Origin of the sequence: Halostella sp. PRR32 (assembly GCF_034808085.1) — an archaeon.
Classification (GTDB): domain Archaea; phylum Halobacteriota; class Halobacteria; order Halobacteriales; family Natronoarchaeaceae; genus Halostella; species Halostella pelagica.
In genome coordinates this window covers 750,162-774,577 of the sequence record NZ_JAXHGL010000002.1, presented here as the reverse complement: position 1 = coordinate 774,577, position 24,416 = coordinate 750,162, and the positions used below count along the sequence as shown (strand labels likewise).

Annotated in this window: 20 protein-coding genes; 17 read left to right on the top strand and 3 right to left on the bottom strand. The window is 64.5% G+C overall.

Features of this window, described 5'->3' with window-relative positions:
- The first annotated feature begins 84 nt into the window (after positions 1 to 84).
- The 11 genes from SM753_RS09015 to SM753_RS08965 all read left to right on the top strand — a co-directional run bounded on the left by SM753_RS09015 (position 85) and on the right by SM753_RS08965 (position 14,359).
- A complete protein-coding gene (locus SM753_RS09015; RefSeq protein WP_323191345.1) occupies positions 85 to 1,929 on the top strand; it encodes an ABC transporter substrate-binding protein in 1,845 nt (614 codons plus the stop codon).
- Between the two features lie 130 nt (positions 1,930 to 2,059).
- Positions 2,060 to 3,100 carry an ABC transporter permease gene (locus tag SM753_RS09010; RefSeq protein WP_323191344.1) on the top strand — a complete coding sequence of 347 codons (1,041 nt, stop codon included), beginning with the start codon at positions 2,060 to 2,062 and terminating at the stop codon, positions 3,098 to 3,100.
- Between the two features lie 2 nt (positions 3,101 to 3,102).
- Positions 3,103 to 4,632, top strand: coding sequence for an ABC transporter permease (locus SM753_RS09005; protein ID WP_323191343.1), 1,530 nt, complete (start codon positions 3,103 to 3,105; stop codon positions 4,630 to 4,632).
- Complete coding sequence (locus SM753_RS09000) at positions 4,629 to 5,867, top strand: ABC transporter ATP-binding protein (RefSeq protein ID WP_323191342.1); 1,239 nt, start codon at positions 4,629 to 4,631, stop codon at positions 5,865 to 5,867. Before SM753_RS09005 ends, SM753_RS09000 begins: the two co-directional genes overlap by 4 nt.
- Positions 5,860 to 7,431, top strand: a complete 1,572-nt coding sequence (locus tag SM753_RS08995; RefSeq protein WP_323191341.1) for an oligopeptide/dipeptide ABC transporter ATP-binding protein — start codon at positions 5,860 to 5,862, stop codon at positions 7,429 to 7,431. The genes SM753_RS09000 and SM753_RS08995 overlap by 8 nt, the downstream gene beginning before the upstream one ends.
- Positions 7,431 to 7,841, top strand: coding sequence for a hypothetical protein (locus SM753_RS08990; protein WP_323191340.1), 411 nt, complete (start codon positions 7,431 to 7,433; stop codon positions 7,839 to 7,841). The genes SM753_RS08995 and SM753_RS08990 overlap by 1 nt, the downstream gene beginning before the upstream one ends.
- 63 nt (positions 7,842 to 7,904) lie before the next feature.
- Positions 7,905 to 8,474, top strand: a complete 570-nt coding sequence (locus tag SM753_RS08985; RefSeq protein WP_323191339.1) for a hypothetical protein — start codon at positions 7,905 to 7,907, stop codon at positions 8,472 to 8,474.
- Between the two features lie 77 nt (positions 8,475 to 8,551).
- Entirely contained in the window at positions 8,552 to 9,403 is an 852-nt protein-coding gene (locus SM753_RS08980; protein WP_323191338.1) for a CBS domain-containing protein, read from the top strand.
- Complete coding sequence (gene glyS, locus SM753_RS08975) at positions 9,396 to 11,159, top strand: glycine--tRNA ligase (RefSeq protein ID WP_323191337.1); 1,764 nt, start codon at positions 9,396 to 9,398, stop codon at positions 11,157 to 11,159. Before SM753_RS08980 ends, glyS begins: the two co-directional genes overlap by 8 nt.
- The gene (locus tag SM753_RS08970; RefSeq protein WP_138798568.1) at positions 11,159 to 11,731 is read left to right on the top strand and encodes a dolichol kinase; all 573 of its coding nucleotides are present in this window, start codon (positions 11,159 to 11,161) and stop codon (positions 11,729 to 11,731) included. The genes glyS and SM753_RS08970 overlap by 1 nt, the downstream gene beginning before the upstream one ends.
- A gap of 168 nt (positions 11,732 to 11,899) precedes the next feature.
- Entirely contained in the window at positions 11,900 to 14,359 is a 2,460-nt protein-coding gene (locus SM753_RS08965; RefSeq protein ID WP_323191336.1) for a DEAD/DEAH box helicase, read from the top strand.
- Positions 14,360 to 14,361: 2 nt separating this feature from the next.
- Here SM753_RS08965 and SM753_RS08960 read toward each other — a convergent pair whose 3' ends face one another.
- Entirely contained in the window at positions 14,362 to 15,000 is a 639-nt protein-coding gene (locus SM753_RS08960) for an Sjogren's syndrome/scleroderma autoantigen 1 family protein (RefSeq protein WP_323191335.1), read from the bottom strand.
- A gap of 140 nt (positions 15,001 to 15,140) precedes the next feature.
- On the opposite strand from SM753_RS08960, the gene mdh reads away from it, so the two are divergent.
- Complete coding sequence (mdh, locus tag SM753_RS08955) at positions 15,141 to 16,055, top strand: malate dehydrogenase (protein ID WP_135535210.1); 915 nt, start codon at positions 15,141 to 15,143, stop codon at positions 16,053 to 16,055.
- Positions 16,056 to 16,296: 241 nt separating this feature from the next.
- On the opposite strand, the gene SM753_RS08950 is transcribed toward mdh, so the two are convergent.
- Positions 16,297 to 16,419 (bottom strand): hypothetical protein, encoded by a 123-nt coding sequence (locus SM753_RS08950; RefSeq protein ID WP_318282333.1) that lies wholly within the window; start codon positions 16,417 to 16,419, stop codon positions 16,297 to 16,299.
- A gap of 393 nt (positions 16,420 to 16,812) precedes the next feature.
- Positions 16,813 to 17,058: a ferredoxin gene (locus SM753_RS08945; protein ID WP_135535209.1), complete on the bottom strand. Its 246-nt coding sequence runs from the start codon at positions 17,056 to 17,058 to the stop codon at positions 16,813 to 16,815.
- A gap of 115 nt (positions 17,059 to 17,173) precedes the next feature.
- Between SM753_RS08945 and SM753_RS08940 the strand changes: the two genes are divergently transcribed.
- The 5 genes from SM753_RS08940 to SM753_RS08920 all read left to right on the top strand — a co-directional run bounded on the left by SM753_RS08940 (position 17,174) and on the right by SM753_RS08920 (position 24,330).
- Positions 17,174 to 18,562, top strand: a complete 1,389-nt coding sequence (locus SM753_RS08940) for a hypothetical protein (RefSeq protein WP_323191334.1) — start codon at positions 17,174 to 17,176, stop codon at positions 18,560 to 18,562.
- A 48-nt stretch (positions 18,563 to 18,610) separates the two neighbouring features.
- A complete protein-coding gene (locus tag SM753_RS08935; protein ID WP_323191333.1) occupies positions 18,611 to 20,962 on the top strand; it encodes an ATP-dependent DNA helicase in 2,352 nt (783 codons plus the stop codon).
- Positions 20,962 to 21,459, top strand: coding sequence for a KEOPS complex subunit Cgi121 (gene cgi121, locus SM753_RS08930; protein WP_323191332.1), 498 nt, complete (start codon positions 20,962 to 20,964; stop codon positions 21,457 to 21,459). The genes SM753_RS08935 and cgi121 overlap by 1 nt, the downstream gene beginning before the upstream one ends.
- Positions 21,460 to 21,528: 69 nt before the next feature.
- A complete protein-coding gene (locus SM753_RS08925) occupies positions 21,529 to 22,839 on the top strand; it encodes an NADH:flavin oxidoreductase (protein WP_323191331.1) in 1,311 nt (436 codons plus the stop codon).
- Between the two features lie 531 nt (positions 22,840 to 23,370).
- Complete coding sequence (locus SM753_RS08920; protein ID WP_135535204.1) at positions 23,371 to 24,330, top strand: transcription initiation factor IIB family protein; 960 nt, start codon at positions 23,371 to 23,373, stop codon at positions 24,328 to 24,330.
- Positions 24,331 to 24,416 lie beyond the last annotated feature (86 nt).

Below are 24,416 nucleotides of genomic sequence, written 5' to 3'. Positions count from 1 at the left end.
CGTCGGCCAAACCGCTGAGAAGGTTCTCAGATCGCGAAACGTAACGGAAAATTTAAACTGGTCCATCCAGAAGGGGGGTTTGGGATGACAGATAATGACACTACTCGCCGGCGGTTCCTGCAGGCCACCGGCGGAGCTGCGACGGCAGTCGCGCTAGCCGGTTGTTCCGGCGGCGGTGACGACGAAGGTCAAGACGACACTGACACGCTCACTCCGGAAGAGGAGACGGAGCGAACCACTCGGGAGCAGGAACAGACCGACAAGACCTACAGGCGTCACAACTCCACGATGACGACGCTTGACCCCATCGCCTCGACCGACGAGGCGTCGGGCATCGTCATCATAAACCTGTTCGACGCGCTGACGAACTACCCGAACGGGGAGACGACGACGGAGAACCTCCTCGCCGAGAGCATGGAGGTCAACGACGACGTCACGGAAGTGACGGTCAACCTCCGAGACGATATCACGTACAACCACGACGACTACGGTGACGTGACCGCAAGCGACGTCGTCTACTCATTCGAGCGACTGGCTCAGTCGGACAACTCCCGACGAGCGAGTTTCATTCTCGGCTTCCTCGGCATTGCACACGAGACCGAAGGCGAAGAGGACGCGTACGTCCCCGGTTCGTTGGATATCGAAGCGACCGACGAAAAGACGGTCGTGATGACGCTCGAATCGCCGTTCCACGCGATTCCTGAACTGCTCGCGTACACCTCGTTCTCGATCATCCCCGAAGGAGTCGTGGGAGACATCGAAGGGTACGACGGCGACATGAGCTACGAGCAGTTCACGCAGGAAACACCCGTTGGCGCGGGACCGTTCAGCCTCGAGACCTGGAACTCCGGGAGCGAATGCGAGGTTTCGGCTCGTCCGATCGACGAGTATCACGGAGAAGGACCGTACGTCTCCGGCGTTCACTGGATGATCGCAGAGGAGGACAACGCCCTCTACACGTACACGGTTCTCAACGAGAACGCCGACGTTCCGTACATTCCGAACTCGCAGTACGACGCCAACAAGGTGTCCATCGAAGGGAAAGACAGCATGGGTCGGAAATACGGGACGTACGGCCCGCTCGAGAACGACAAGACGGTTCCGTACTACCAGGTCGAGGAGGTCGGTGTGTACTACTTCGCCTTCAACCAGGCGAACACGGAACCGGCAGTCCGGAAGGCCTTCGCGCACGCGATGAACCAGCAGCAGATGATCGACGAGGTGCTCAACGGTCCCGGCACGACCGCCTCACACTTCACGCCGCCGGCTATCTATCCGGGAGGCAAAGAGGCCTATCTCGACCACGAGGAGAACTACCCGTACGGCCTCGAAGAGACGCGTATCGACAAGGCGACGGAGATCATGGAGGACGCCGGGTACAGCAGCGACGACCCCTACGAACTCGAACTCACCATCTACGAGAGCGAGCTCTTCGCGGAAATAGCGAACATCCTTCGTGACCAGCTCGCATCCGCACACGTCGACGTCCAGATCCAGCAGACCCAGTTCAGTACGATGCTGTCACGAGGTCGGAAAGGCAACCTGGACGCCTACAGCCTCGGATGGATCATGGACTACCCTGCGCCGGACAACTTCCTCCAGCTGATGAACCCGCCGCAGACAGACACGTCGCTCGACGCACCCATCAGCTACGTCGACTGGGACCCCAACGAGAGCGAGGCCGCGCAAAGCGCAGCCGACGCCTGGGAAAAGGTCCAGAACAATCCTGCCCCCGAAGCGGGACAGGATGCCCGTAACGAGGCCTACGTCTCGATGGAGGAGGCCAACTGGGAAGACGTCGTCTTCCTCCCGCTCCTGCACAACGTGGCGGAGAACATGCATTACAGTTGGGTCGAAAAGCCGCGGGCAGGTGCCGCCGGCCGATCCAGACAGAAAAAGAACGTCGTCTACGTCGGAGAGCGCGACTAGTACCGCCCCACCGAGGGTTTTTTAGTACACGGTAGTGCTGGTCCTCAACTCGAAGCGGAACGCAAATAATGCATGAAAGATAAACGCAATTAATGATGAATAGATCCAACGCAGACGGCGGTGAGAGACTATGAGCCGCTGGTCTTACTTCGCAAAACGATTGGTCCTGTCGATCCCCGTCATCCTATTCGGAACGACGGTGACGTTCATCGCTATCCGAATGGGGCCGATCGACCCCGTATCCGCCGTGTTCGGAACCGAAGCGAATCCGGACGACATGGCACGGATGCGGCGACAACTCGGGTTGAATCAGCCGCTCTGGCAACAGTACTTCGATTTCCTCTGGAACATGGTCACGTTCGATCTGGGCCAGTCCTGGGTCGTCGAGACCAACACGGACACCATCGAACTTATCAAATCCCGCGCGCCGCGAACGGTCTGGATGGGCTTTTGGGCCATCCTGATCCCGCTTTTCATCGGGATTCCGCTCGGTTTCTACGCGGGGCTGAACCCGAACACGGCCGGAGACTACTTCGCGTCGTTCGGCGGGATCGTCTGGCGCGCCATGCCGAACTTCTGGCTGGCGGTGATCCTGCTGGTCGGTCTGTCCACGTCCGAGGACATACTGTTCGGTTTCAGTTGGAAGACGTTCATCGTTGACACTCCGCAGGTTATCGGAACCAAGTACTTCCACACTGCCTGGACGAACCTCCAGGCCGGTCAAATACAACCGATGGAGTGGGTGAGGGCGACGAAGCAGATCCTCCCCGCTGCGGTCGTTCTCGGCTCCGCGTCGATGGGTAACGAGATGCGGATCGGCCGAACGGCGATGCTGGAGACGAAACACTCGAACTACGTCGAGATGGCGAAGGCGAAAGGCGTTTCGGGCCGGTCTCTGGTCTGGAAACACATGTTCCGGAACGCACTCATCCCTCTCGTGCCGGTCATCACCGGCGAGGCAGGCCTGTTGCTTGGCGGATCCGTCCTCGTCGAGACAGTGATGGCGATAAACGGCATCGGGAAGTTGTTCTTCGACGCACTAACCGAAGGTGATATGCCCGTAGCCGGGGCGCTAATGTTCATCTTCATCCTATTACTAGTATTTATCAACATAATGCAAGACTTCCTGTACACGATCATCGATCCGCGGGTCGGATACGAGAGTGAGTAATAATGAGTGAACGAACATCCATCGAAGACGACGCACCGTTGCTCGACCGTATCCGGAATAATCCGGAACCGGCTCTCCGATGGCTCGCAGTCCTCGGTGTGCTCGTTGCGTTACAGGTCGGTGCGCTATTCGGCGCGATGATGGAACTCCCGCCGTGGCAAACGATCGCTGACCGACTGTTCGGTCTCCCGCTTCTCGCCCTGTTCGAACCAGTCGGGTCGGTGCTCGCGAGCGTCGGTGACCGTCTCGCGGAGATACCCACGCTGCTGTCCCGAGACGTGATTCCGAACCGCGGACACCGTGTTCCGGGCGGACAGCAGTTCGCAGCCGATATAGCCGGGTTCACGGTAGAGTTCTGGCGCTGGGAAGGCACTTTCCTCGGCCTGCCGGCCGCCATCGCGTGGGCTATTCGGGTCGCGCTCATCTACCTGTACGCGTTCGCCTGTCTGGCCTGGTTCTGGAAGGGGTATCTCGTCTTCCGCGAACACTACCGCTACGCGGACTGGACGCCGGCCGACGACATGATAGACCGGATGCGTACCCACCGCTGGGGACAGTTCGGCTTCGTCATCATTGCGATGTTCTTCATGATGGCGATGTTCGCTCCGGCGCTCGGACCCACGGTAGTCGAAGAGAACATCCAGGAACCGTACAGCTACGAGACCGAATATCTCGACCAGGAAAGCGGCGAAGTGCGGTCGACGCTGGTCGGCAACGCAAATCTCGGCTCCCGCTCCCGTGGCGGCGGAAGCAATGGGAACCACGGTATCGGAACCTACGACGATTACGACCGGTTCCATCCGTTCGGGACGTTACCGAACGGGAAGGACCTCTTTACGTTCCTCGCGGCCGGGTCGCGGGTCTCGCTGTTCATCGGCCTGCTCGCGCTCGGCATTTCATCGGTGATCGCGTTCTCACTGGCGATGGTGTCCGCCTACTACAAGGGTGCAGTCGACCTCGGGGCAGTGATACTGAGTGACTCCATCCAGGCGATGCCGCGCCTGCTCGTACTGATAGGGGCGGTGGTGATACTCAGGGAGACGTGGATAGCGGACATATACAACGGCGGCTTACTCCTGGCATTGCTGCTTGGGAGTTGGGGGTGGCCCGCAATGTGGCGCGCCATCCGTGGCCCCTCGCTCCAGGTCGTTCAAGAGGAGTGGGTGGACGCCGCAAAGAGCTACGGCCAGACTCCGCGACGGATCATGCGAAAACACATGGCTCCGTACGTGGTCGGTTACATGCTCATCTACGGATCGATGACGCTCGGGGGCATCATCATCTCCGTCTCCGGGCTGTCCTTCCTCGGTCTCGGCATCACGCCGCCGACTCCGGAGTGGGGCCGCGCCATCGACCTCGGACAGTCGTACATCGCGACCGACTCCTGGCACATCTCCATCGTGCCGGGGTTACTGATCGTCATCGTCGTGACTGCGTTTAACGCTCTGGGCGACGGCATCCGCGACGCGATCGACCCACAGAGCGACACCGGCAGCGGCGGTGAGGCCGCCGCGGCAGGAGGTGGAGCATGAGCCAAGTCGCCTACGGGGTCGGCCCGGACAACAGCTATCCGATCCTGTCGATCGAGAACCTCCAGACAGCGTTCTTCACAGACAAGGAGACGATCCGCGCGGTCGATGACATCTCCTTCGACATCGAACGCGGCGAGACGCTCGGTATCGTCGGAGAGAGCGGGTCCGGAAAGAGCGTCACCGCGCGCTCTATCATGGGTCTGGTCGAGGAACCCGGACACGTTCTCGATGGAAGCAGTATCCGGTACAGTCACCCCAGTACCGTCGAACGGTTAGCTCGGGAGTACCCGGACAAGACGGTCGAGGTAGCGCCGGGCGAGACGATCAGCGAACCCGACAGCGAGACCTTCATCGCCCTCGCTGAGTCCGAAGGAAGCGGCGACAACGTGACCGTCGAAGAAGGGTACGTTGATCTCGCGAAAGCGCCCGACGACGCGGTTCACTCCGTCCGCGGCGGCGACATCGCGATGGTGTTTCAGGACCCGCTGACCAGCCTGAATCCGGTCTACACCGTCGGAAACCAGATCAAGGAGTCGCTTCGACTCCATCAGGGACTACGCGGCAGTGAGGCGACCGAAGAGGCCGCGAACCTGCTGGAGGCAGTCGGGATCCCGGACGCCAACCGGCGGCTCAAAGAGTACCCGCACCAGTTCTCGGGAGGGATGCGCCAGCGGGCAGTCATCGCGACGGCGTTAGCCTGCGACCCGAACGTGCTGATCTGCGACGAACCGACGACGGCGCTCGACGTCACCATCCAGGCGCAGATACTCGACCTCCTGTCCGAACTGCAGGAGGAACACGACCTGGGGATCATGTTCATCACCCACGACATGGGCGTCATCGCGGAGGTCGCTGAGCGCGTCAACGTGATGTACGCCGGCGAAATCGTCGAGAAAGCGCCCGTAGTCGAGATGTTCGAGAACCCGCGACATCCCTACACGCAAGGGCTGCTTTCGTCTATTCCGGGACGGAACCCGGGCGGCGACCGCTTGTCGACGATCGAGGGCGACGTGCCGACGCCGAACGAACCGGCGTCGCAGTGCCGGTTCGCACCGCGGTGTCCGAAGGCGTTCGACGAGTGCACGTCTGTTCACCCTGAACAGGTGTCCGTCGGCGAAGGGGAGAAAGAACACACTGCGGCGTGTCTGCTCTACCCGGAGGACGCCAGTCGAATCGAGGCGGTAACGGAGCATCAGCGTCGGGGAGACGACTCCGAGGTGGGAACGGATGAGTAAGCAAGCATACGGAGACCAGGAGACGGCCGCACAGGATAGCAAGCAGGACACCCTCGTCGACGTGAACGGCCTGAAAACGTACTACGGCAAGGAAGGGGGACTGTTGGGCGGTAAACCGGTCAAGGCCGTCGACGACGTCTCGTTCACCATCGAACGCGGCGAGACGCTCGGCCTCGTCGGCGAGAGCGGCTGTGGAAAGACGACCCTGGGACGGACGCTCGTCCAGCTAGAGTCCGCAACCGCCGGTGAGGTCGCGTACGCCGGCACCGACATCACGACGCTGGACGGGAAAGAGCTGAAACAGTGGCGGCGGAACGTCCAGATGGTGTTTCAGGACCCCGACTCCAGCCTCAACAACCGAATGACGGTCGGGGAGATAGTTCGAGAACCGCTCGAAGTTCACAACTGGCCCACGTTCGAGGTCGGCGTCCAGAACGCCGCTGCGTCCGAAGTGACGGTCAACGGAGAGATGGTCCGTCACGTCGCGGAGGCGAAATACGAGGACAGCGACATCGTCGTAACCCCGGAAGCCGAACTCGTCCATCTCCGCGAGAGCGCGCCGATAGACAGTTCGGAGCTGACGATCAACGTGACCGAGAGCGGCGGCGGCGTTACCGTCGACGTGACGGTCCACAAGTCGAGAAACCAGATCCGACGACGGCGGGTGCGAGAGCTCCTGGAGACGGTCGGCCTCCAGGAGGAACACTACTACCGCTACCCGCACCAGTTCAGCGGCGGTCAGAAACAGCGAGTCGGTATCGCCCGGGCGCTGTCGCTAGAGCCGGATTTCGTCGTCCTCGACGAGCCAGTCTCCGCGCTGGACGCCTCCGTGCAGGCGAAGATACTCAATCTGCTCGAGGACCTACAGGACAGGTTCGGACTGACGTATCTCTTTATCGCCCACGACCTCTCCGTCGTCCGGCACATCTGCGACCGCGTCGCAGTCATGTACCTCGGCAACATCATGGAACTGGGCGAGACGGAGGAGATGTTCGAGAGTCCGGGGAACCCGTACACGCACTCGCTACTGTCCGCGATCCCGGAGCCGGATCCCACCCTGGAAAAAGACCGGATCACGCTCCGCGGTACGCCGCCGAGCCCGCGGGACCCGCCGTCCGGTTGCCCGTTCTCGACGCGCTGTCCCATGAAGATCCGACCGGAGGAGTACCGGGATATCGACATGGAGGTGTGGACGGCTATCGAGGTGTTCCGCGAGGTACTCCGGGAGCGCTCCCGCGCGGAACGGACGACCGTCGAGCGCGTAAAGGAGTTCCTTGCATTCGACACACGGTTCGCCAGCATCGACGAGATCGTCGAGGAACTGTTCGGTGATCTCGACGTGCCCCCGGAGGTCCAGACGCACGTCAGCGAGGCGGCGAGCATGATTGCGGACGGCGACGAAGAAGCCGCCAGCGAGTATCTCAACGAACAGTTCGGGAGCGAGTGCGACGCTGAATATCCCGAGGCACACGAGATAAGCGAGAGCGGCCGCGAGAGTCGGTGCCACCGACACAAAAGCGAGTACGCATCCCCCGGTGAGTATCGGACGGAGATGCAGCAGTAATGAGCGCCGGCGGCATCTCGCTCCGGGTGCGACGGGGCGTCGACGGCATCGTATACGCCGTCTCGCTAGCCGCCGTTGTGTTCGTTATCGGTACAGTACTGTGCCTTCCGCTCGGCTGGGGATGGACGGGCGTGAAATACTGGCTGTTTTTCCTCGGCCTGTTGCTGTTCGGAATCGGAACGCTGAAACTCCGCCCGAGAGCCGCCTGGAAGGATTACGATACTGACGGGGGAGAAGAGAAACCAGAGACCGAATCACGCTTCGAGCAAGCGACGCGGACCGCACTGCCGGACGACCTCGCCGTCCGTCATGACGAGCGCTGGAGCGGCGGTGCGCGGGTGTTTCTCAGTTCCCTCGCCGTCCTCGGGGCGTCGATGGCGATGGAGTTCGTTTTCGGCGTCGGCGGGTAACGGCGGCGCGCGAGTTCTTCAGCAGTCAGAAAAGCTTACACCGGTCCATCATCACGAATGAGTATGAGAGAACCCGGCGAGTCCAGAGATGACCATTCGGATTCGCAGCCGCTCGGCTCCGAAGAGGAACTGGAAGCGAGTATCCCGATCCACAAGGACGCGTGGAGCCAGACGCTTGACGACATGCAGGCGATGGCGGAGGAACTCGAAGACGAGGGATGGGACACCGTGACGGTGACAGCGGTAGACACCGCGGCAGAACCGCCGGAAGACGGGACGGGAGACCGATGGGGGCTCGTACACGTCGTTCCCGACAACCAGGCCGAGGCGTTCCGTGAAGCGGTCGAAGCGTGTGAGTTCCCCGCGTTCGACGTGTTCCGCGCCGAAGCGGAAGGCCGAGTCTTTCACGTGACCCAGCTACTCGACCCGGAGACGGAAACCTCGATCCTGATCGCGGGCAACTTCCAGCGCTACCGAGCCGACGGTGCCGTCCAGACTGCCCGGGAGGAAAACGAGATGTACACGCACGCAGAGACGCTGTCGGGCGACCATCTGGGTTCGTTCAAACACGACGACTACGAGAAGTTCTTCCCGGAGGCCGACCGCCTCGTCGACCTCGACGAGGAGAGATAGCACTGCAGTCGCCGCCGCGGGAGACGGGAGCGTGGGGTTCGTAGGGTACAAGAGGGGAGAAGTCCTACCCAGCGGGTATGAACGTCGCTGACGCGATGACACCTCGCTCGGATGTCGTGACCGTTGAGCTTCCGGGTACTCGGGACGACGCACTGGAGTACCTCCAAGAGCGGTCGTTTTCGTCCGTTCCGGTTCTCAAACAGACGGACGACGGCGAGGAGTACCGCGGGCTCATCTCCCGCGAGTCACTCATCGAGACACCGGACGAGGACCAGCTCGCCCTCCTATTGAACGAGGTTTCGACGACGACACAGGACGCCAGTCTCGAAGAGGTAAGCGAACTGATGGTGACGGAACGAGAGCGAAGAGTCCCCGTCGTCGACGGACGGTTAGAGGGGATCGTCACAGTCACGGACGTGATTCGCGCGATCGCAGAAGAGAAAGCCGACGGTGACCGGACCGTCGGCGAACTCGCCTCGCGGGACCTGAACACCGTCTGGGACGGCACCCCGCTTCACGTCGCCGAGCGCGAGATATACTACGCGAACGTCCCCTACGCGATAGCGCTGGACGACGAGGGGTCGATGACGGGAGTCATCACGGAGGTGGACGTACTCGACGTCGCGCGGGTCGTCGAGGGCGAGGCGGAGACGGGCGACAGCATCGCCAACGAGGACGACGACTGGGCCTGGGAGGGTATCAAGGCGGTCGGCAACCGCTACCTGCCGACCCGAAACGTGGAGATCCCCGCAGGTCCGGTCAAGGAGTTCATGTCCGGCGATGTCGTGACGGTGACCTCGGGGAAGACCGCCAGGGAAGCGGCACAGTTGATGATCACGAACGACATCGAGCAGATCCCGCTGGTGAGCGGCGACGACCTGGTAGGGATCGTCCGCGACGTGGATCTGCTGGGGGCGCTGTATGACTGAGGACATCGGCGAGCGCGTCGTCGAACTGGCGAAGCGCCGGGGCTTTTTCTTCCAGTCGAACGGTGCGTACGGCGGCGTCTCCGGGTTCTACACGTACGGTCCGCAGGGCGCGACGCTGAAAAGCAACGTCGAGAACGCCTGGCGGGACCGGTTCGCGGTACAGGAGGGCCACCAGGAGATAGACGCACCGACCGTGATGCCCGAACCGGTCTTCGAGGCGTCGGGCCACCTCGACGGGTTCGACGACATGCTCGTCGAGTGTCCCGAGTGCGGCGAGAGCCACCGAGCCGACCATCTGGTCGAGGACGCGACCGACATCGAGGACGCCGAGGCCGTTCCCATCTCCGAAGTCGAGGAGATGATCGCCGAACACGACCTCGTCTGTCCGAACTGCGGGACGGAGTTGGCGGGCGAACCCGTCCAGGACTTCAATCTCATGTTCGAGACGAACATCGGCCCCGGCAGTTCGCAACCGGGGTATCTCCGGCCTGAGACCGCCCAGGGTATCTTCGTCGAGTTCCCCCGCCTCAAGGAGTACGCGCGCAACCAGTTGCCGTTCGGCGTCACCCAGATCGGCAAGGCGTACCGCAACGAGATCAGCCCGCGGAACTCGATCATTCGGGTGCGCGAGTTCACGCAGGCCGAACTGGAGCATTTCATCGACCCCGAGGAGGACGAACCGCCGCTCGAACGGGTCGAAGACGTCGAAGTGACGCTGTATCCGGCCAGCGAGCAGAACAAGGAAAACGGCGACTACGTCGAGACGACCGTCGGCGACGCGGTCGAGGACGGCATCCTCACGAACGAGTGGGTCGCCTACTATCTCGGCGTCGCCAAGCCGTGGTACGAACGGGTCGGCGTCGACATGGACCGGTTCCGGTTCCGCCAGCACCTCCCGGGCGAACGCGCCCACTACGCGGCCGACTGTTGGGACGCCGAGTCCGAGATAGACGGCGACTGGTTCGAACTCGCCGGCCTCGCCTACCGTAGCGACTACGACCTCTCGAAGCACGGCGAGTACTCCGACGAGGAGTTCACACTCTTCAAGCAGTACGACGAGCCAAAGACCGTCGAACGCGCAACGGTCGACCCGGACATGAGCTATCTCGGCCCGGAGTTCGGCGGGCAGGCCGGCGAAATCGCCGACGCGCTCGAGACGAAAGCCGAGCGCGACAGGACCGCGTTCGACGGCGACACCGTCTCCGTCGAGGTCGACGGCGACGAGTACGTGGTGCCGGTCGAGAGAACTGGCTTCGCGGTCGAGGAGGTCACCGAATCCGGCGAGCACATCACGCCCCACGTCGTCGAACCGTCGTTCGGCGTCGGCCGGGTCGTCTACACCGTCATCGCTCACGCCTACCGCGAGGACGAGGTAGACGGCGAGGAGCGAACGTACCTCGAACTCGACGCCGAAGTCGCGCCGACCACGGTCGGCGTCTTCCCGCTGATGGACAAAGACGGCATGGCGGAGCGTGCGAGAGAGATCGCCGCCGAACTCCGGGAGAACGGCTTGGACGTCACCTACGACGACTCCGGCGCGATCGGGCGACGCTACCGCAGGCAGGACGAGGTCGGCACGCCGTTTTGCGTGACGGTCGACTACGAGACTCTGGAAGAAGGGACCGTCACTGTCCGCGAACGAGATACCACTGAACAGACCCGCGTCGACGTCGACGAACTGGCCGAGTCGCTGGCCGGTCTTCGGAACGGCGGCGGGACGTTCGATGAACTGCTCGCGCCGGCGGACGCCGAATAATGGCGAACGAAGTCGCCCGTCGACTCGTCCACGCAAGCGGAGCGACGATACCGGGGGCATACGTCCTGAGCAAGCACGTCTCCTGGCTGGACCTCCAGTGGACGCACATCCAGTGGGTGCTTATCGCCGGGACCGTCGTGACGATAGTGCTAGAGGCGCTCCGGCTGTTCGCCGGGTTGGAGTGGGTCGTGTACGACAAACTGACCCGGGAGTACGAACAGGACAACGTCGCCGGTTACGCGTTGTACGTGTTCGGCGGGACCCTGGTCGGCCTGGTGTTCGAACCGCAGATCGCCATTCCGGCGATGCTGATGCTCACGCTCGGCGACCCCGTCAGCGGCCTGCTCGGGTCGGGCGAACTGCGGACGATCAAGCGCTGGCCAGTGCTCGCCGCAATGTTCACGACCTGTTTCCTGCTTGCGTACCCGTTCCTGCCGATACACGCCGCCGCCATCGCGGCCGTCGCGGCGACGCTGGCCGACGGCGTGAAGCCGGTGATCGCGACGTACGTCATCGACGATAACCTCACGATCCCTATCGCCGCTGCGGTGGCGGCGTTCATCGTCATCTAACCCGTCGTCCGCCGCGGCAGGCGGTCCCACACTGCGTCCGAGTACTGCATCAGCGTCGTCCCGAGGACGCTCACCAACAGCACGTTCCCGACGGTGACCGGCAAGATAGCGGACCACTTTCACCGCGCTATACGAACTCTTAACGCCGGCGGGGTGTAATGGCCGCCAATGGCCGCCACGGACGAGGAACCGGGCTACGTCGACCACCCGCTGCTGACGCCGAACTTCATCGAGCGTCGCCTCTATCAGATCAAACTCGCCGGCACCGCCGCCGAGGACCACACGCTCGTCTGCCTGCCGACTGGCCTCGGGAAGACGACGGTCAGTTTGCTCGTGACCGCCCGACGACTCGACGAGGTCGGCGGAAAGTCGCTGTTTCTCGCGCCGACGAAGCCGCTCGTCCAGCAACACGCCGACTTCTACCGCGACGCGCTCACGATCCCCGACGAGGAGATAGCGATGTTCACCGGCGAAGTCAGGCCCGACGACCGCGCCGAACTGTGGGAGGACGCGAGTGTGGTCATCGCCACGCCGCAGGTCGTCGAAAACGACCTGGTCGGCAACCGAGTCAGCCTCGCTGACGTGACCCACTGCACGTTCGACGAGTGCCACCGTGCGACGGGCGACTACGCCTACAACTACATCGCCGAGCGCTACCACGCCGACGCCGACGATCCGCTCGTCACGGGGATGAGCGCCTCGCCCGGCGGGGACGAGGAGGAGATACTGACCGTCTGCGAGAACCTGGGAATCCGCGAAGTCGAGGTGATGACCGAGGACGACGCCGACGTGGGCGAGTACACCCACGAGACCGACGTCGAGTGGAAGACGATCGAACTCCCCGACACCGTCGTCGAGATACGCGACGCGTTGAACGAGGTGATCGAGGACCGACTGGAGAAGCTAAAGGAACTCGGCGTCACCAGAAAGACCAGCGCCGACCTCTCGGAGACGGACCTGAAGGGGATGCGGGCGGAGCTCCAGAAGCTCATCGACAACGACCAGTCCGAGGGGTATCAGGGGATGTCCGCACACGCCGAGATCCGGAAGCTTCGGACCGCAGTGACGTACGTCGAGACCCAGAGTGTCGAGGCGCTGCGCCGGTACTTCGAGCGCCAGCGCAACGCCGCTCGGTCCTCGGGCGCGTCGAAAGCCAGCCAGCGACTCGTCTCGGAGCCGAAAGTCCGCGAGGCGATGCGCAAGGCCGAGGAGTACGACGACCGGCACCCGAAGTTCTCCGAGACGCGGATGTTGCTGGCGGAGACGCTCGGCATCGACGACGGCGAGCGCGTCATCGTCTTCACCGAGTCCCGCGACACCGCCGAGGTGTTGACGGAGTTTCTCGGCAACCATTTCGACACCCGGCGGTTCGTCGGACAGGGCGACAAAGAGGGTAGCGACGGAATGACCCAGACCGAACAGCAGGAGACGTTAGACGCCTTCCGGGACGGGGAGTTCGAGGTGCTGGTCTCGACCTCCGTCGCGGAGGAGGGGCTTGACGTTCCCGAGGTCGACCTCGTGCTGTTCTACGAACCCGTTCCGACGGCGATCCGCTCCATCCAGCGCAAGGGACGGACCGGCCGGCAGGCCGAGGGGAAAGTCGTCGTTCTGATGGCGGAGGACACCCGCGACGAGGCGTATTTCTGGATCGCTCGCCGGAAGGAGTCGGAGATGGAAGACGAGTTGCGGAAGCTGAAAGGCGTCGCCGACGACTTAGAGGAGGAGTTAGACGACAGCCAACAGCGGCTCGGCGATTTCGCGGAGCCGGCCGGAAGCAGTGGCGACGCAGAAGGTGTGTCCGGCGGTGAGACCGACGCCAGTGCCGCGAACGGCGGAGCGGCCGCGGCGACGGCGAACAGCGGCGACCAGCCGGGATTACAGGATTTCGCGGGCGACGAGACAGAGGAGAGCGACGGCGACGCAACCGCCGACGCCGCAGAGGGCACCGTCGCCACCGCGAACGGCGACGAGGAGTCGCTGGAGATCGTCGTCGACCAGCGCGAACTCGACTCGAATATCGCGCGGAACCTCTCGAAGCGCGACGGCGTCGAGACGCGACTGGAGACGCTCGCCGTCGGCGACTACGTCCTTTCTGACCGTGTCGCGGTCGAGCGCAAGACGGTCAGCGACCTCCTCGACACGCTCACCGGCGGCGACGAGCGCTCCGTCTTCGAGCAGGTGGGCGACCTGACCCGACACTACTCCCGAGGCGTCCTGATCCTGGAAGGCGACGACCTCTACGGAGAGCGCAACGTCCACCCGAACGCCATCCGCGGCGCGCTGTCCAGTCTCGCGGTCGATTTCGGCGTGAGCGTCCTCCGGACCGAGGGCGAGGGCGACACCGCGGACCTGCTCGAAGTGATCGCCGGCCGCGAACAGCAGGCCGACGACCGCGAGGTGAGCGTCCACGGCGAGAAGCAGTCGAAGACGCTCGCGGAGCAACAGGAGTACGTCGTCAGTTCCATCGCCGACGTCGGTCCCGTCACGGCGCGGTCACTGCTTGAGCAGTTCGCCACCGTCGAAGCCGTGATGACCGCCCGGAAGGACGACCTCACCGAGGCCGACGGCGTCGGCGAGGTGACAGCGGAGCGGATCCGGGAAGTCGTGGGGAGCGAGTACGCCGGGTAGGATCAGTACGGCAGTGTGTCGAGCGCTTCGGCGGCCTCCCGCGCGGCGGCGAGACACTCCCGCGCCCGTCGCGGGTCGTCAGTCTCGGCCGCCTTCCGCGAGAACTTCGTGAGCGTCGCGCGGAGGGCTTCTTGGGCGGCGGCCACATCACCGGATTCCGGCGCGGCCTCCGAAGAGCCCTCGGCGGGCGTCGGACCGGCACCGCGACCCGGTGCGTTCGCCGGAGCAGACGCGAACGACGACTTCGGATCCGCGGGGCGAGACACGTCAGCCTGCGGCGCTGCCTCGTTCGCCGTCGTTCCGGCCGCGGCATCGGTATCATCGGCCTCCACCGCTCGTTCGGCCGTTTCGGGCCGCTCTGCGTTCGTCGCCGAACGCTGGTTCTGTGGATTCGCCTGTGCGTTTCCGCCACCCTGAGCGCCTCCGCCGGCCGCCTGCCCCTCGGACTGGCAGGTCGGACAGAACGCCTGGCCGTCGTACCGGAAGATAGGGTCGCCGCACCGGTCGCAGTGGTTGTTCGTCATGGTCGCGCCCTTCAACAGGAGTTCACTCAGTTGCTGGGTGTGCTGACGGTCGGACTCTTCCTCCTCGAACTGCTCGCGAAGTTTCTCTCGCTCCGCTTCCTTGTCGAAGTCGCTCATACCTCCTAGATGGGCCGTGGGGTCGAAAAGGACTGCGAACCCAAATAGTTCGACAAACGACGAACCCGGGACCGACGAACATCGCTGAATTTCGAGGTTTCGAAGTCTTTAACGTGAATCGCGGGCGCTATTTACGTGGTATGACGAAAGTTAGTGTGGTCGGCGCGGCCGGAACGGTCGGCGCCGCCGCAGGATACAACATCGCGCTCCGTGACGTGGCCGACGAACTCGTCTTCGTCGACATCCCGGACAAAGAAGACGATACGATCGGACAGGCCGCGGACGCGAACCACGGCGTCGCGTACGACTCGAACACGACTATCCGACAGGGCGGCTACGAGGACACCGCCGGGTCCGACGTGGTCGTCATCACGGCCGGCATCCCGCGCCAGCCCGGACAGACTCGCATCGACCTCGCGGGCGACAACGCGCCGATCATGGAGGACATCGGCTCGTCGATCGCCGAACACAACGACGACTTCGTGACGATCACGACGTCGAACCCCGTCGACCTGCTGAACCGCCACCTGTACGAGACGGGCGAACGCGCCCGCGAGAAAGTGATCGGCTTCGGCGGCCGCCTGGACTCCGCCCGCTTCCGCTACGTGCTGGCCGAGCGCTTCGACGCGCCCGTCCAGAACGTCGAGGCCACCATCCTGGGCGAGCACGGTGACGCTCAGGTACCCGTCTTCTCGAAGGTCCGCGTCGACGGTCGCGACCCAGAGTTCGACGACGACCAGAAAGACGAGATCCTCGGAGAACTCAAGACGAGCGCGATGAACGTCATCGAGAAGAAAGGCGCGACAGAGTGGGGCCCCGCGACGGGCGTCGGCCACATGGTCGAGGCCGTCCTCCGGGATACGGGCGAGGTGCTTCCGGCCTCCGTCAAACTGGATGGGGAGTACGGCCACGACGACGTCGCCTTCGGCGTCCCCGTCAGGATCGGCTCCGACGGCGTCGAGGAGGTCATCGACTGGGACCTGACCGCCTTCGAGCGCGAACAGCTCGGCGAGGCCGCGGACAAGTTGTCGGAGCAGTACGACGAGATCTCGTAAAGAAAGCCCTCGCGAACACCTTGGCAGGTGTTCGCTCGCCCTTTCAATGTCCTCCACGACGCCTTCGGCTCCGCCTCAGGCGTCGGTCCAGGCCCGCCAGTTTGCGCGAGCGCTGATGGTCGCCAGCGCACGCTCTGAGTACCTGCCTTCCCCCGTCCGCTGACGTCGCTCGCTGACGCTCGCGAACGCCAGCGCGGCCGCTGGTTCGGGGGTCAGCAACTGCGAAAAGAGAGCACAGTCGTCAGCGCCCGACGTTCCAGGGATCGTCCCCAGACTCGTCGCGCTCCTCCTGTACTGCGTCAGGCACCGAGTCACCGATCAGTTCGGCCCACTCCGTGATGTGGGTCTCTGCGTTGTTCGGCATGCTCGTTCACCTATAGGGTGAAACATCATGGTCTCACATAATTCTTTTGTCATACGGGGTAAATGTCTATGTAGCTGTCTCATACGGTTGATTCGCGTTCCCAGATAGCTGATAGTTAGACCGAAAGAAGACGAGGACAGGACGATAGCAGAAGGCCACGCTCGGGTGCGCGAGTGTAACGAGTGCCCCGAGCGGACGGGGAAGGGCAGGCGCTCAGAGCGTGTCGCGGCGACCGCCGCGACCGCGCAAACTGGCGGGCCTTAGCGAGAATCGCGGAGCGATTCTGGCGGCGTCCTCGTGAGACGGAGTCGAACGAGGGCTTGGAGCGACGAAGTCGCTCCGGCGGACATTGAAAGGGCGCAGCGAGCGCTGCCAAGCGCTCGCAAGGGCTTTCTATGGGACGAGCTGTTCCCCGTCCTCGTCGTACACCGCAATGGCGTCGACGGGGCAGGCCCGCGCTGCGAACTTGGCGTCGAGTTCCTCGTCCTCGGGCACCTCTCGGACGACCAGGTCCTCCTCGACCTCCTCGCCGTCGACCAGGATCGCCTTGCCGGCGTCGGTGTCTTTCTCGAAACCGTCCCACTCGGCGACGCACTGGAACATACCGATGCAAGTGTCGCGGTCGAATTCGACTTTCATGCCCAAAGGTAAGCGCAGTGTCCACATAGAGATGGCGGATACACCGTCGACGGCGGCCCCCAGAGAGGCTCTGTAACGCCAACATTGATTACCCGGCCGCGTATCAGCACCAGTAATGCCCTCCGCGTTCTCACGTCGACAGTTCCTAGCGACGGCCGCGGCCGTCGGACTGGTCGGCAGTCCGGCCGCCGCTGACGACGGATCGTGTGTCGGTCAAGACGTCGCAGACGGCGTCGTCTGGCAGCGCACCTACGGGGAAGACGAATCCCTCAAAGTGACCGACGCGGTCGCACACGGTGACGGATACGCACTCGCCGGTATCGACCGAGACGCCGGAACGAGCGGCCGCAGTTGGCTCCGACGGGTCGACGGCGACGGGCGAGAGCAGTGGCGACGGGAGTACGGGGACGACGAGCGGCGGTCAGTGACGTCCGTCGCCGTCACCGCGGACGACGGGTTTCTGCTCGCGGGGACCGCCGGCGAAGGGCGCGCTGAGCAGTTCGTAACGAAGACCGCCGCGGACGGCGGCGAGGCGTGGACGACGACAGTCGACGTGTCCGGACGCGACACGTTTGCGGCCGAACTCGATGACGGAAGCGTCGTCCTCTGCGTGGCGACGCCGTCCCCCGAACCGACGTACCCGCATCTCACGCTCCTCGACTCCGCCGGCGAAGTCAGCGAGTCTCGGACGTTCGACGACCGTGACGGACGGCAGATCCGAGCGGAGGTCGTGGCCGACGACGGCGTCGTACTCGCCGGAACGCGCGATTCCGACGAAGCCGAGGGGTGGCTCTGGCACGTCACCGTCGGCGACGGAATCGAGATCGATCGGTCGGCGGAGTTCGAACGCAAGATCATCGCCGCCGACCGGTTCGACGAAGGCGGCCTCGTCCTTGCGGGAACGAACTCGACATGGCTCGCGCAACTCGGTCCGGAGTGGGAGGTCGAGTGGGAGCAAACGGAGTTCGAACCCGAGCCGCACATCAAGGACGTGTCGACCGTTCCCGGCGGAGTCGCCGCGTGCGGTTACCACTGGGGAGAGGGCTGTGCCAGGCCGCCGTGGGCGTTTCGGGCGAACGACGACGGGACGACGTGGCACGCGAGCGTGGACGATTCGCCGCGGCTCAAATGGGAGTCGGTGCTACCGGCGAACGAGGGGGACCGCGTCGTCGTGGCGGGGAGCGACTACGGCGGCGACGGATCGAGCGCAACTCTGGCACTGGTCGAGGCGCCGGAATCAAGCGGCGAGGAGTCGACCACGACTGAATCCAACCGGACGACGACGGCAGGCGGGACAACGAACACGAACGGGACGACTGCTGAACCTAACCGGACGACGGCAAGTGGGACGAGCACCGACGGGACGACAGAGGAGACTCCGACGACGGACGACGACACCGGAACGGCCGCCGGCGAACTCGACGGGTTCGGGATCGGGGCGGGCATCGCGGCCCTGACAGCGGCCCTCGGCTACCGCACTCAGCGGAGTCGAGACGACGACTGACCGCCCGAGACGACAGTTTAAACCGCAGGACGCCCCTACGGAGGTGTAATGAAAACAGCGGACCTGTCGGGGCTCCCGCCCGGCGTCACGGACCACCTGCAGGAACAGGGGATCGAGGAGCTCTACCCCCCGCAGGCCGAGGCCGTCGAGGCGGGCGTTACCGAGGGAGAGAACGTGGTCGCGAGCGTCCCGACCGCGAGCGGCAAGACGCTCATCGCGGAACTGGCGATGCTGTCGGCGATCCAGCGGGGCGTCTCCAAGCCACGCTCGGACGGCTCGGCAGACGAGCAGAGCGCGTCTTCCGGCGGGAAAGCGCTGTACATCGTCCCGCTCCGGGCGCTTGCGAGCGAGAAGAAAGCCGAGTTCGAGGAGTTCGAGGAGTACGGCGTCTCAGTCGGCGTTTCAACCGGCAACTACGAGAGCGACGGCGAGTGGCTGTCGACGAAAGACATCGTCGTCGCGACCAGCGAGAAGGTCGACTCGCTCGTCAGAAACGGCGCGGCGTGGATCGAGGACCTCTCCTGTGTCGTCGCGGACGAGGTGCACCTGATCGACGACGCCCAGCGCGGCCCGACGCTGGAGGTGACGCTGGCGAAACTCCGCCAGTTGAACCCGAACCTCCAGACCGTGGCGCTGTCGGCGACGGTGGGCAACGCCGACGACGTCGCGGAATGGCTGGACGCCGAACTCGTCGACTCGACGTGGCGGCCCATCGACCTGAAGAAAGGGGTCCACTACGGGAACGCGCTCCACTTGGACGACGGCACGCAATCCGAACTGGAGGTGCGAAGCGGCGAGAAACAGACCGCCGCCGTCGTTCGGGACACCCTCGAAGACGACGGGTCGACGCTCGTGTTCGTCAACTCCCGTCGGAACGCCGAGGCCGCGGCGCGGCGACTCGCCGACACGGTCGACCCGCATCTGACCGTCGAGGAGCGCGAGGAACTCGCCGACGTGGCGGACGAGATCCGGGACGTGAGCGACACGGAGACGAGCGAAGACCTTGCGGACGCCGTCGAGGGCGGGGCCGCGTTCCACCACGCCGGACTGGCGGCCGACCACCGCTCGCTGGTCGAGGACGCCTTCCGCGACCGGTTGCTGAAGGTCATCAGCGCGACGCCGACGCTCGCGGCGGGCGTGAACACGCCGAGCCGACGGGTCGTCGTCCGGGACTGGCGGCGCTACGACGGCACCGCCGGCGGCATGCAACCGCTCGACGTGCTGGAGGTCCACCAGATGATGGGTCGCGCGGGTCGGCCCGGGATGGACCCGTACGGCGAGGCGGTGCTCGTCGCCAGCAGTCACGACGAACTCGACGAACTGTTCGACCGCTACGTGTACGCGGACCCCGAGCCGGTCCGGTCGAAACTGGCCGCCGAACCGGCGCTGCGAACCCACGTCCTCGCCACCGTCGCGACGGGGTTCGCAGGGTCCCGAGACGAACTGCTCTCGTTCCTGGAGCGGACCCTGTACGCCTCCCAGTCCGCCGAGCCGGGCCGACTAGAGCGCGTGACAGACGACGTGCTGGAGTATCTGGAACGCAACGAGTTCGTCGACCGTGACGAGGGGAGACTGACAGCTACGGCCCTCGGCCACACCGTCTCGCGGCTCTACCTCGACCCGATGAGCGCCGCCGAGATCGTCGACGGCCTGCGCTCCGTGGAGGGGCGACCAACCGCGCTCGGCCTCTATCACCTGGTGTCGCGGACGCCGGACATGTACGAACTGTACCTGCGGTCGGGCGACCACGAGGAGTACATGGAACTGTGTTACGAGCGCGAGGGCGAACTGCTCGGCGCGACGCCGAGCGAGTTCGAGGAGGGCCGCTTCGAGGACTGGCTCGCCGCGCTGAAGACGGCGAAGCTACTGGAGGACTGGGCCGGCGAAGTGGACGAGAACCGCATCACCGAGAAGTACGGCATCGGGCCGGGCGACATCCGCGGCAAGGTCGACACCGCGGAGTGGCTCTTGAACGCCGCCGAACAACTGGCGAACGAACTCGACGTCGGGGAGGAGACCGCCATCCGCGAGGCGCGAAAGCGCGTCCAGTACGGCGTCGGCGAGGAACTGCTCGACCTGGCGGGTGTCCGCGGCGTCGGCCGCAAGCGCGCACGACGCCTGTACGAGGCCGGCATCGAGACGCGGTCCGAACTCCGCGAGGCCGACAAGTCGGTCGTGTTGCGCGCACTGCGCGGCCGTCGCAAGACCGCGGAGAACGTACTCGAAAACGCCGGGCGTGAGGACCCCTCAATGGAGGGCGTCGACGAGGCGACGGGCGACGCCGTCCCGTCGACGGACGGAAGCGGAGGCGACGGGCGAGACGAACGGGAGGAATCGGCGGAATCGTCCGCCGCGAACGAGTCGGACGACGCCGGACAGGCGAGCCTGGGTGATTTCTGATGGAGTTGGTCGAAGGCCGCCTGACCGTCGACGACACCGACGCGCTGGTCGAGCGACTGGGGGAGATCGGAGACGAGCATGGTTGTGCCGTGCAGGCGTTCGACGCCCGCTACGTCGCCGGCCGGGACCATCTCAAACGGGCCGTCGAACTCGCAGACCGCGCTATCGAACGCGGCGAGAACGTCGCTCGGAACCGCGGCGTCGAGATACTGCTGTACGCCGCCGGGCGGCGACAGATCAACCAGGCCTTCGAGATGGGCGTCAGCGAGGGCGAACAGGCGGTCGTGGTGCTGATAGACGGGGACGACGAGGCGGGCGCGACAGAGGCCGCGACCGAACAGCTCGACATCACCGAACCGACCGCCGCCGTCGAACACGCCGACGAAGAGCTACTCCGGGACTTTTTCGACGTGACCGACGCCGAACGCGACGCGACGGACGCGGATATCGGTGCTCTGGTGTGCGAACGAGTGGCGTTGTTAGAAGTCGAGAAGTAGTTTCGATAGGTCGAGTTCAGCAGTATGCGCGACTGAACGCTTTTGACGAGCGCACTCCAACGTGAGAGCATGTCCTCCCGGCTCGAAGATCCGGTCGATATCGGCGGCCTCACCGTGCCGAATCGGCTCTACCGCGCCCCGCTGTTGGAGTGTGCCGGCAACGGGCCGGACGCCGTCGACACGCTGATCGCGGAGTTAGAGCCCACCGCCGAGTCCGGCGTCGGTCTGATCTTCCAGGGCGCGACCATCGTCCGCGGGGAGGGAGGGTGTGCCGCGCCCGGGATGACGCGGGTCCACGACGACGAGTTCGTCGCGGAACTGTCCGCGCTGACCGACGCCGTCCACGACCACGGTGGCCGGATCGCGATACAACTCGAACACGGCGGCCTCCGGAGCATGGAGACGTGGCACGCGAAGTACCGCGAGGCGAATCCCGGTCTGGAGCAACTCGCCGTCTCCCGTCTCCCCTGGCAGCTCCGCGCGCTCGATAGGTCGGGCTTTCTGTCGTACGACCCGCACGTGCTTTCGACCGCGGAGGTGTACGACCTCGCCGCCGACTTCGGGGCCGCCGCGGAGCGCGCCGTCGATGCGGGCTACGACATGGTCCACCTCGCCGGGGCGAACATGGGCATCGTCCAGCAGTTCCTCTCGCCGTTTTACAACCGCCGGGACGACGAGTTCGGCGGGTCACACCGGGAGCGCGTTCGCTTTCTCGAAGTCGTCCACGACGAGATCCGGGAGCGGGCGGGCGAGATCCCTCTGGTGACGAAAGTGCCGGCCGAAACCGCCGCTCCGGCGCTCGTCCGACGGCATCTGAGCCTCGGAGACGGCGTTCGGATCGCCGAGTTGCTGTGCGAGATAGGGTACGACGCCGTCGTTCCGGTACAAGGGTCCGTGGTGTGGGACATGAGCATCGTCCGCGGCGAGTTTCCGGAGCGCGCGTGGTCGGACGAGCGGTTCCAGACAGGGTACGACGCGGCGTTCGGCGGACGGTTCCGCAAACGACTCGTCGCCGCGCTCAACCGACTGCAGTCGCGGCGGTACGACTTCGAACCGGGATGGAACGCGGATTTCTGCCGTCGCGTCCGCGACCGCGTCGACGTTCCGGTCCTCGCGGAAGGCGGGATCCGGGGCCGCGAGCAGATAGAGCGCCTGCTGGGTGACGCCTGCGACGCGGTCGGCGTTGGCCGCCCGTTCTACGCCGAACCCCGACTCGGAGCGCGCTTGCTCGACGAACCTCCCGCCCGGACAGTCTGCGAGAGCTGCAACAACTGCACGGTGCCGCAGGTCACGGGTGCCCCGGGCGTCTGTCGAACGCCGTCAGTGCTGGCGGCGCGGGGGCGGTTAGAGAAAGCGGGTGCGTACGACCGGGAAGAGTGACGACCGAACCCACTCATCGGCGGATAGCGGCGGAAGAAAGGACGAATTAGCGTCCGTATAGCCGACGATACGTTCGGTAAGAGAACAGCCCGGAGTCGAACGCGGCGGTAGACCGCCATGGTACGGCGTCAGTACCGACACCCCGTTCCGCCGGCGGCCGGTCTCGGAGTCGGTACAAAGCAGGCTCGGAACGGGGTATAGTTGTACGTTACTGTTCTGTTTGGTATCTAGTAAGACGGGCGGCGCAGTAATTGACAGAAACGATTGAGAACGGTCACCGGAAGACACCCCTTACGTTCGCGTAGAAGGGTACAAACCCCCCGACTGGACTGGTACGGAGGCGTCGCAGTGGTATGTCACCGAGTAACCAGACGTTGCCCTCGGTCGGGCGATCATAGCCGGTTCATAACAAAGGGTCGGGATCGGTAACGCGAAAACAGAAGAGGGGATGGGGGCAGTCGGTCGAACCGCTGGCGCTTTTCCGTCTGGTCGGGACTGCCAGTCGCCGCCGTCATCTCCCGGATGCACACAATGTCACGCCTGAACACCCATCGAAGCGGCCGTCGCGCCGAGATAGAACCAGAGAGCACAGAGGAGGACTCCGAGTGCCCGGAGTGTGGCACCGAACGGTTCGTCCAGAGCCCCGACCGTGGGGAGCTTGTCTGTGACGACTGCGGCCTCGTCGTCGACGACGAGGCGATCGATTACGGGCCGGAGTGGCGGGCGTTCAGCCACCAGGAACGGCAGGAAAAGTCTCGGGTCGGGGCACCGACGACCGAGACGATGCACGACCGCGGACTGACGACGGATATCGACTGGCGCAACACGGACGCGAAGGGGCGGTCGATCGAATCCGAGAAGCGCGGACAGTTACACAGGCTCCGGAAGTGGCAGCGCCGGATCCGCACCCGCGACGCCGGTGAGCGCAACCTGAAGCAGGCACTCTCGGAGATAGACCGCATGGCGTCCGCGCTCGGCGTCCCCCGGTTCGTCCGGGAGATATCGAGCGTGATGTATCGCCGCGCTCTGGACGAGGACCTCATCCGCGGGCGTTCCATCGAGGGCGTCGCCACCGCGACGCTGTACGCCTCCTGCCGCAAGGAAGGGATCGCCAGGAGCTTAGAGGAGATCACCGAGGTCTCCCGGGTCGACCGTCGAGAGATCGGCCGAACGTACCGGTACATCTCCCAGGAACTCGACCTCGAGATGAAACCCGTCGACCCGAAGCAGTTCATCCCGCGGTTTAGCTCGGAGCTCGACGTGAACGAGGAGGTACGGACGCGTGCAAGGGAGATAGTCGAGGAGACCGCGAAGGAAGGGCTCCACTCCGGGAAGTCCCCAACCGGGTTCGCGGCAGCCGCGATCTACACCGCCTCGCTGGAGTGCGACGAGAAACAGACCCAGCGGGAGGTGGCCGAGGTCGCGCAGGTGACGGAAGTGACTATCCGGAACCGCTACCAGGAACAGACCGACGTTTTGGAGGACGACTAGCGCTTTTCTCCCCGGCGCGCGTACGCCGGGACGGTGACGGAGCCGTTCACCCGTTTCGTCGACGGAATCGTACACGAGGACACGCA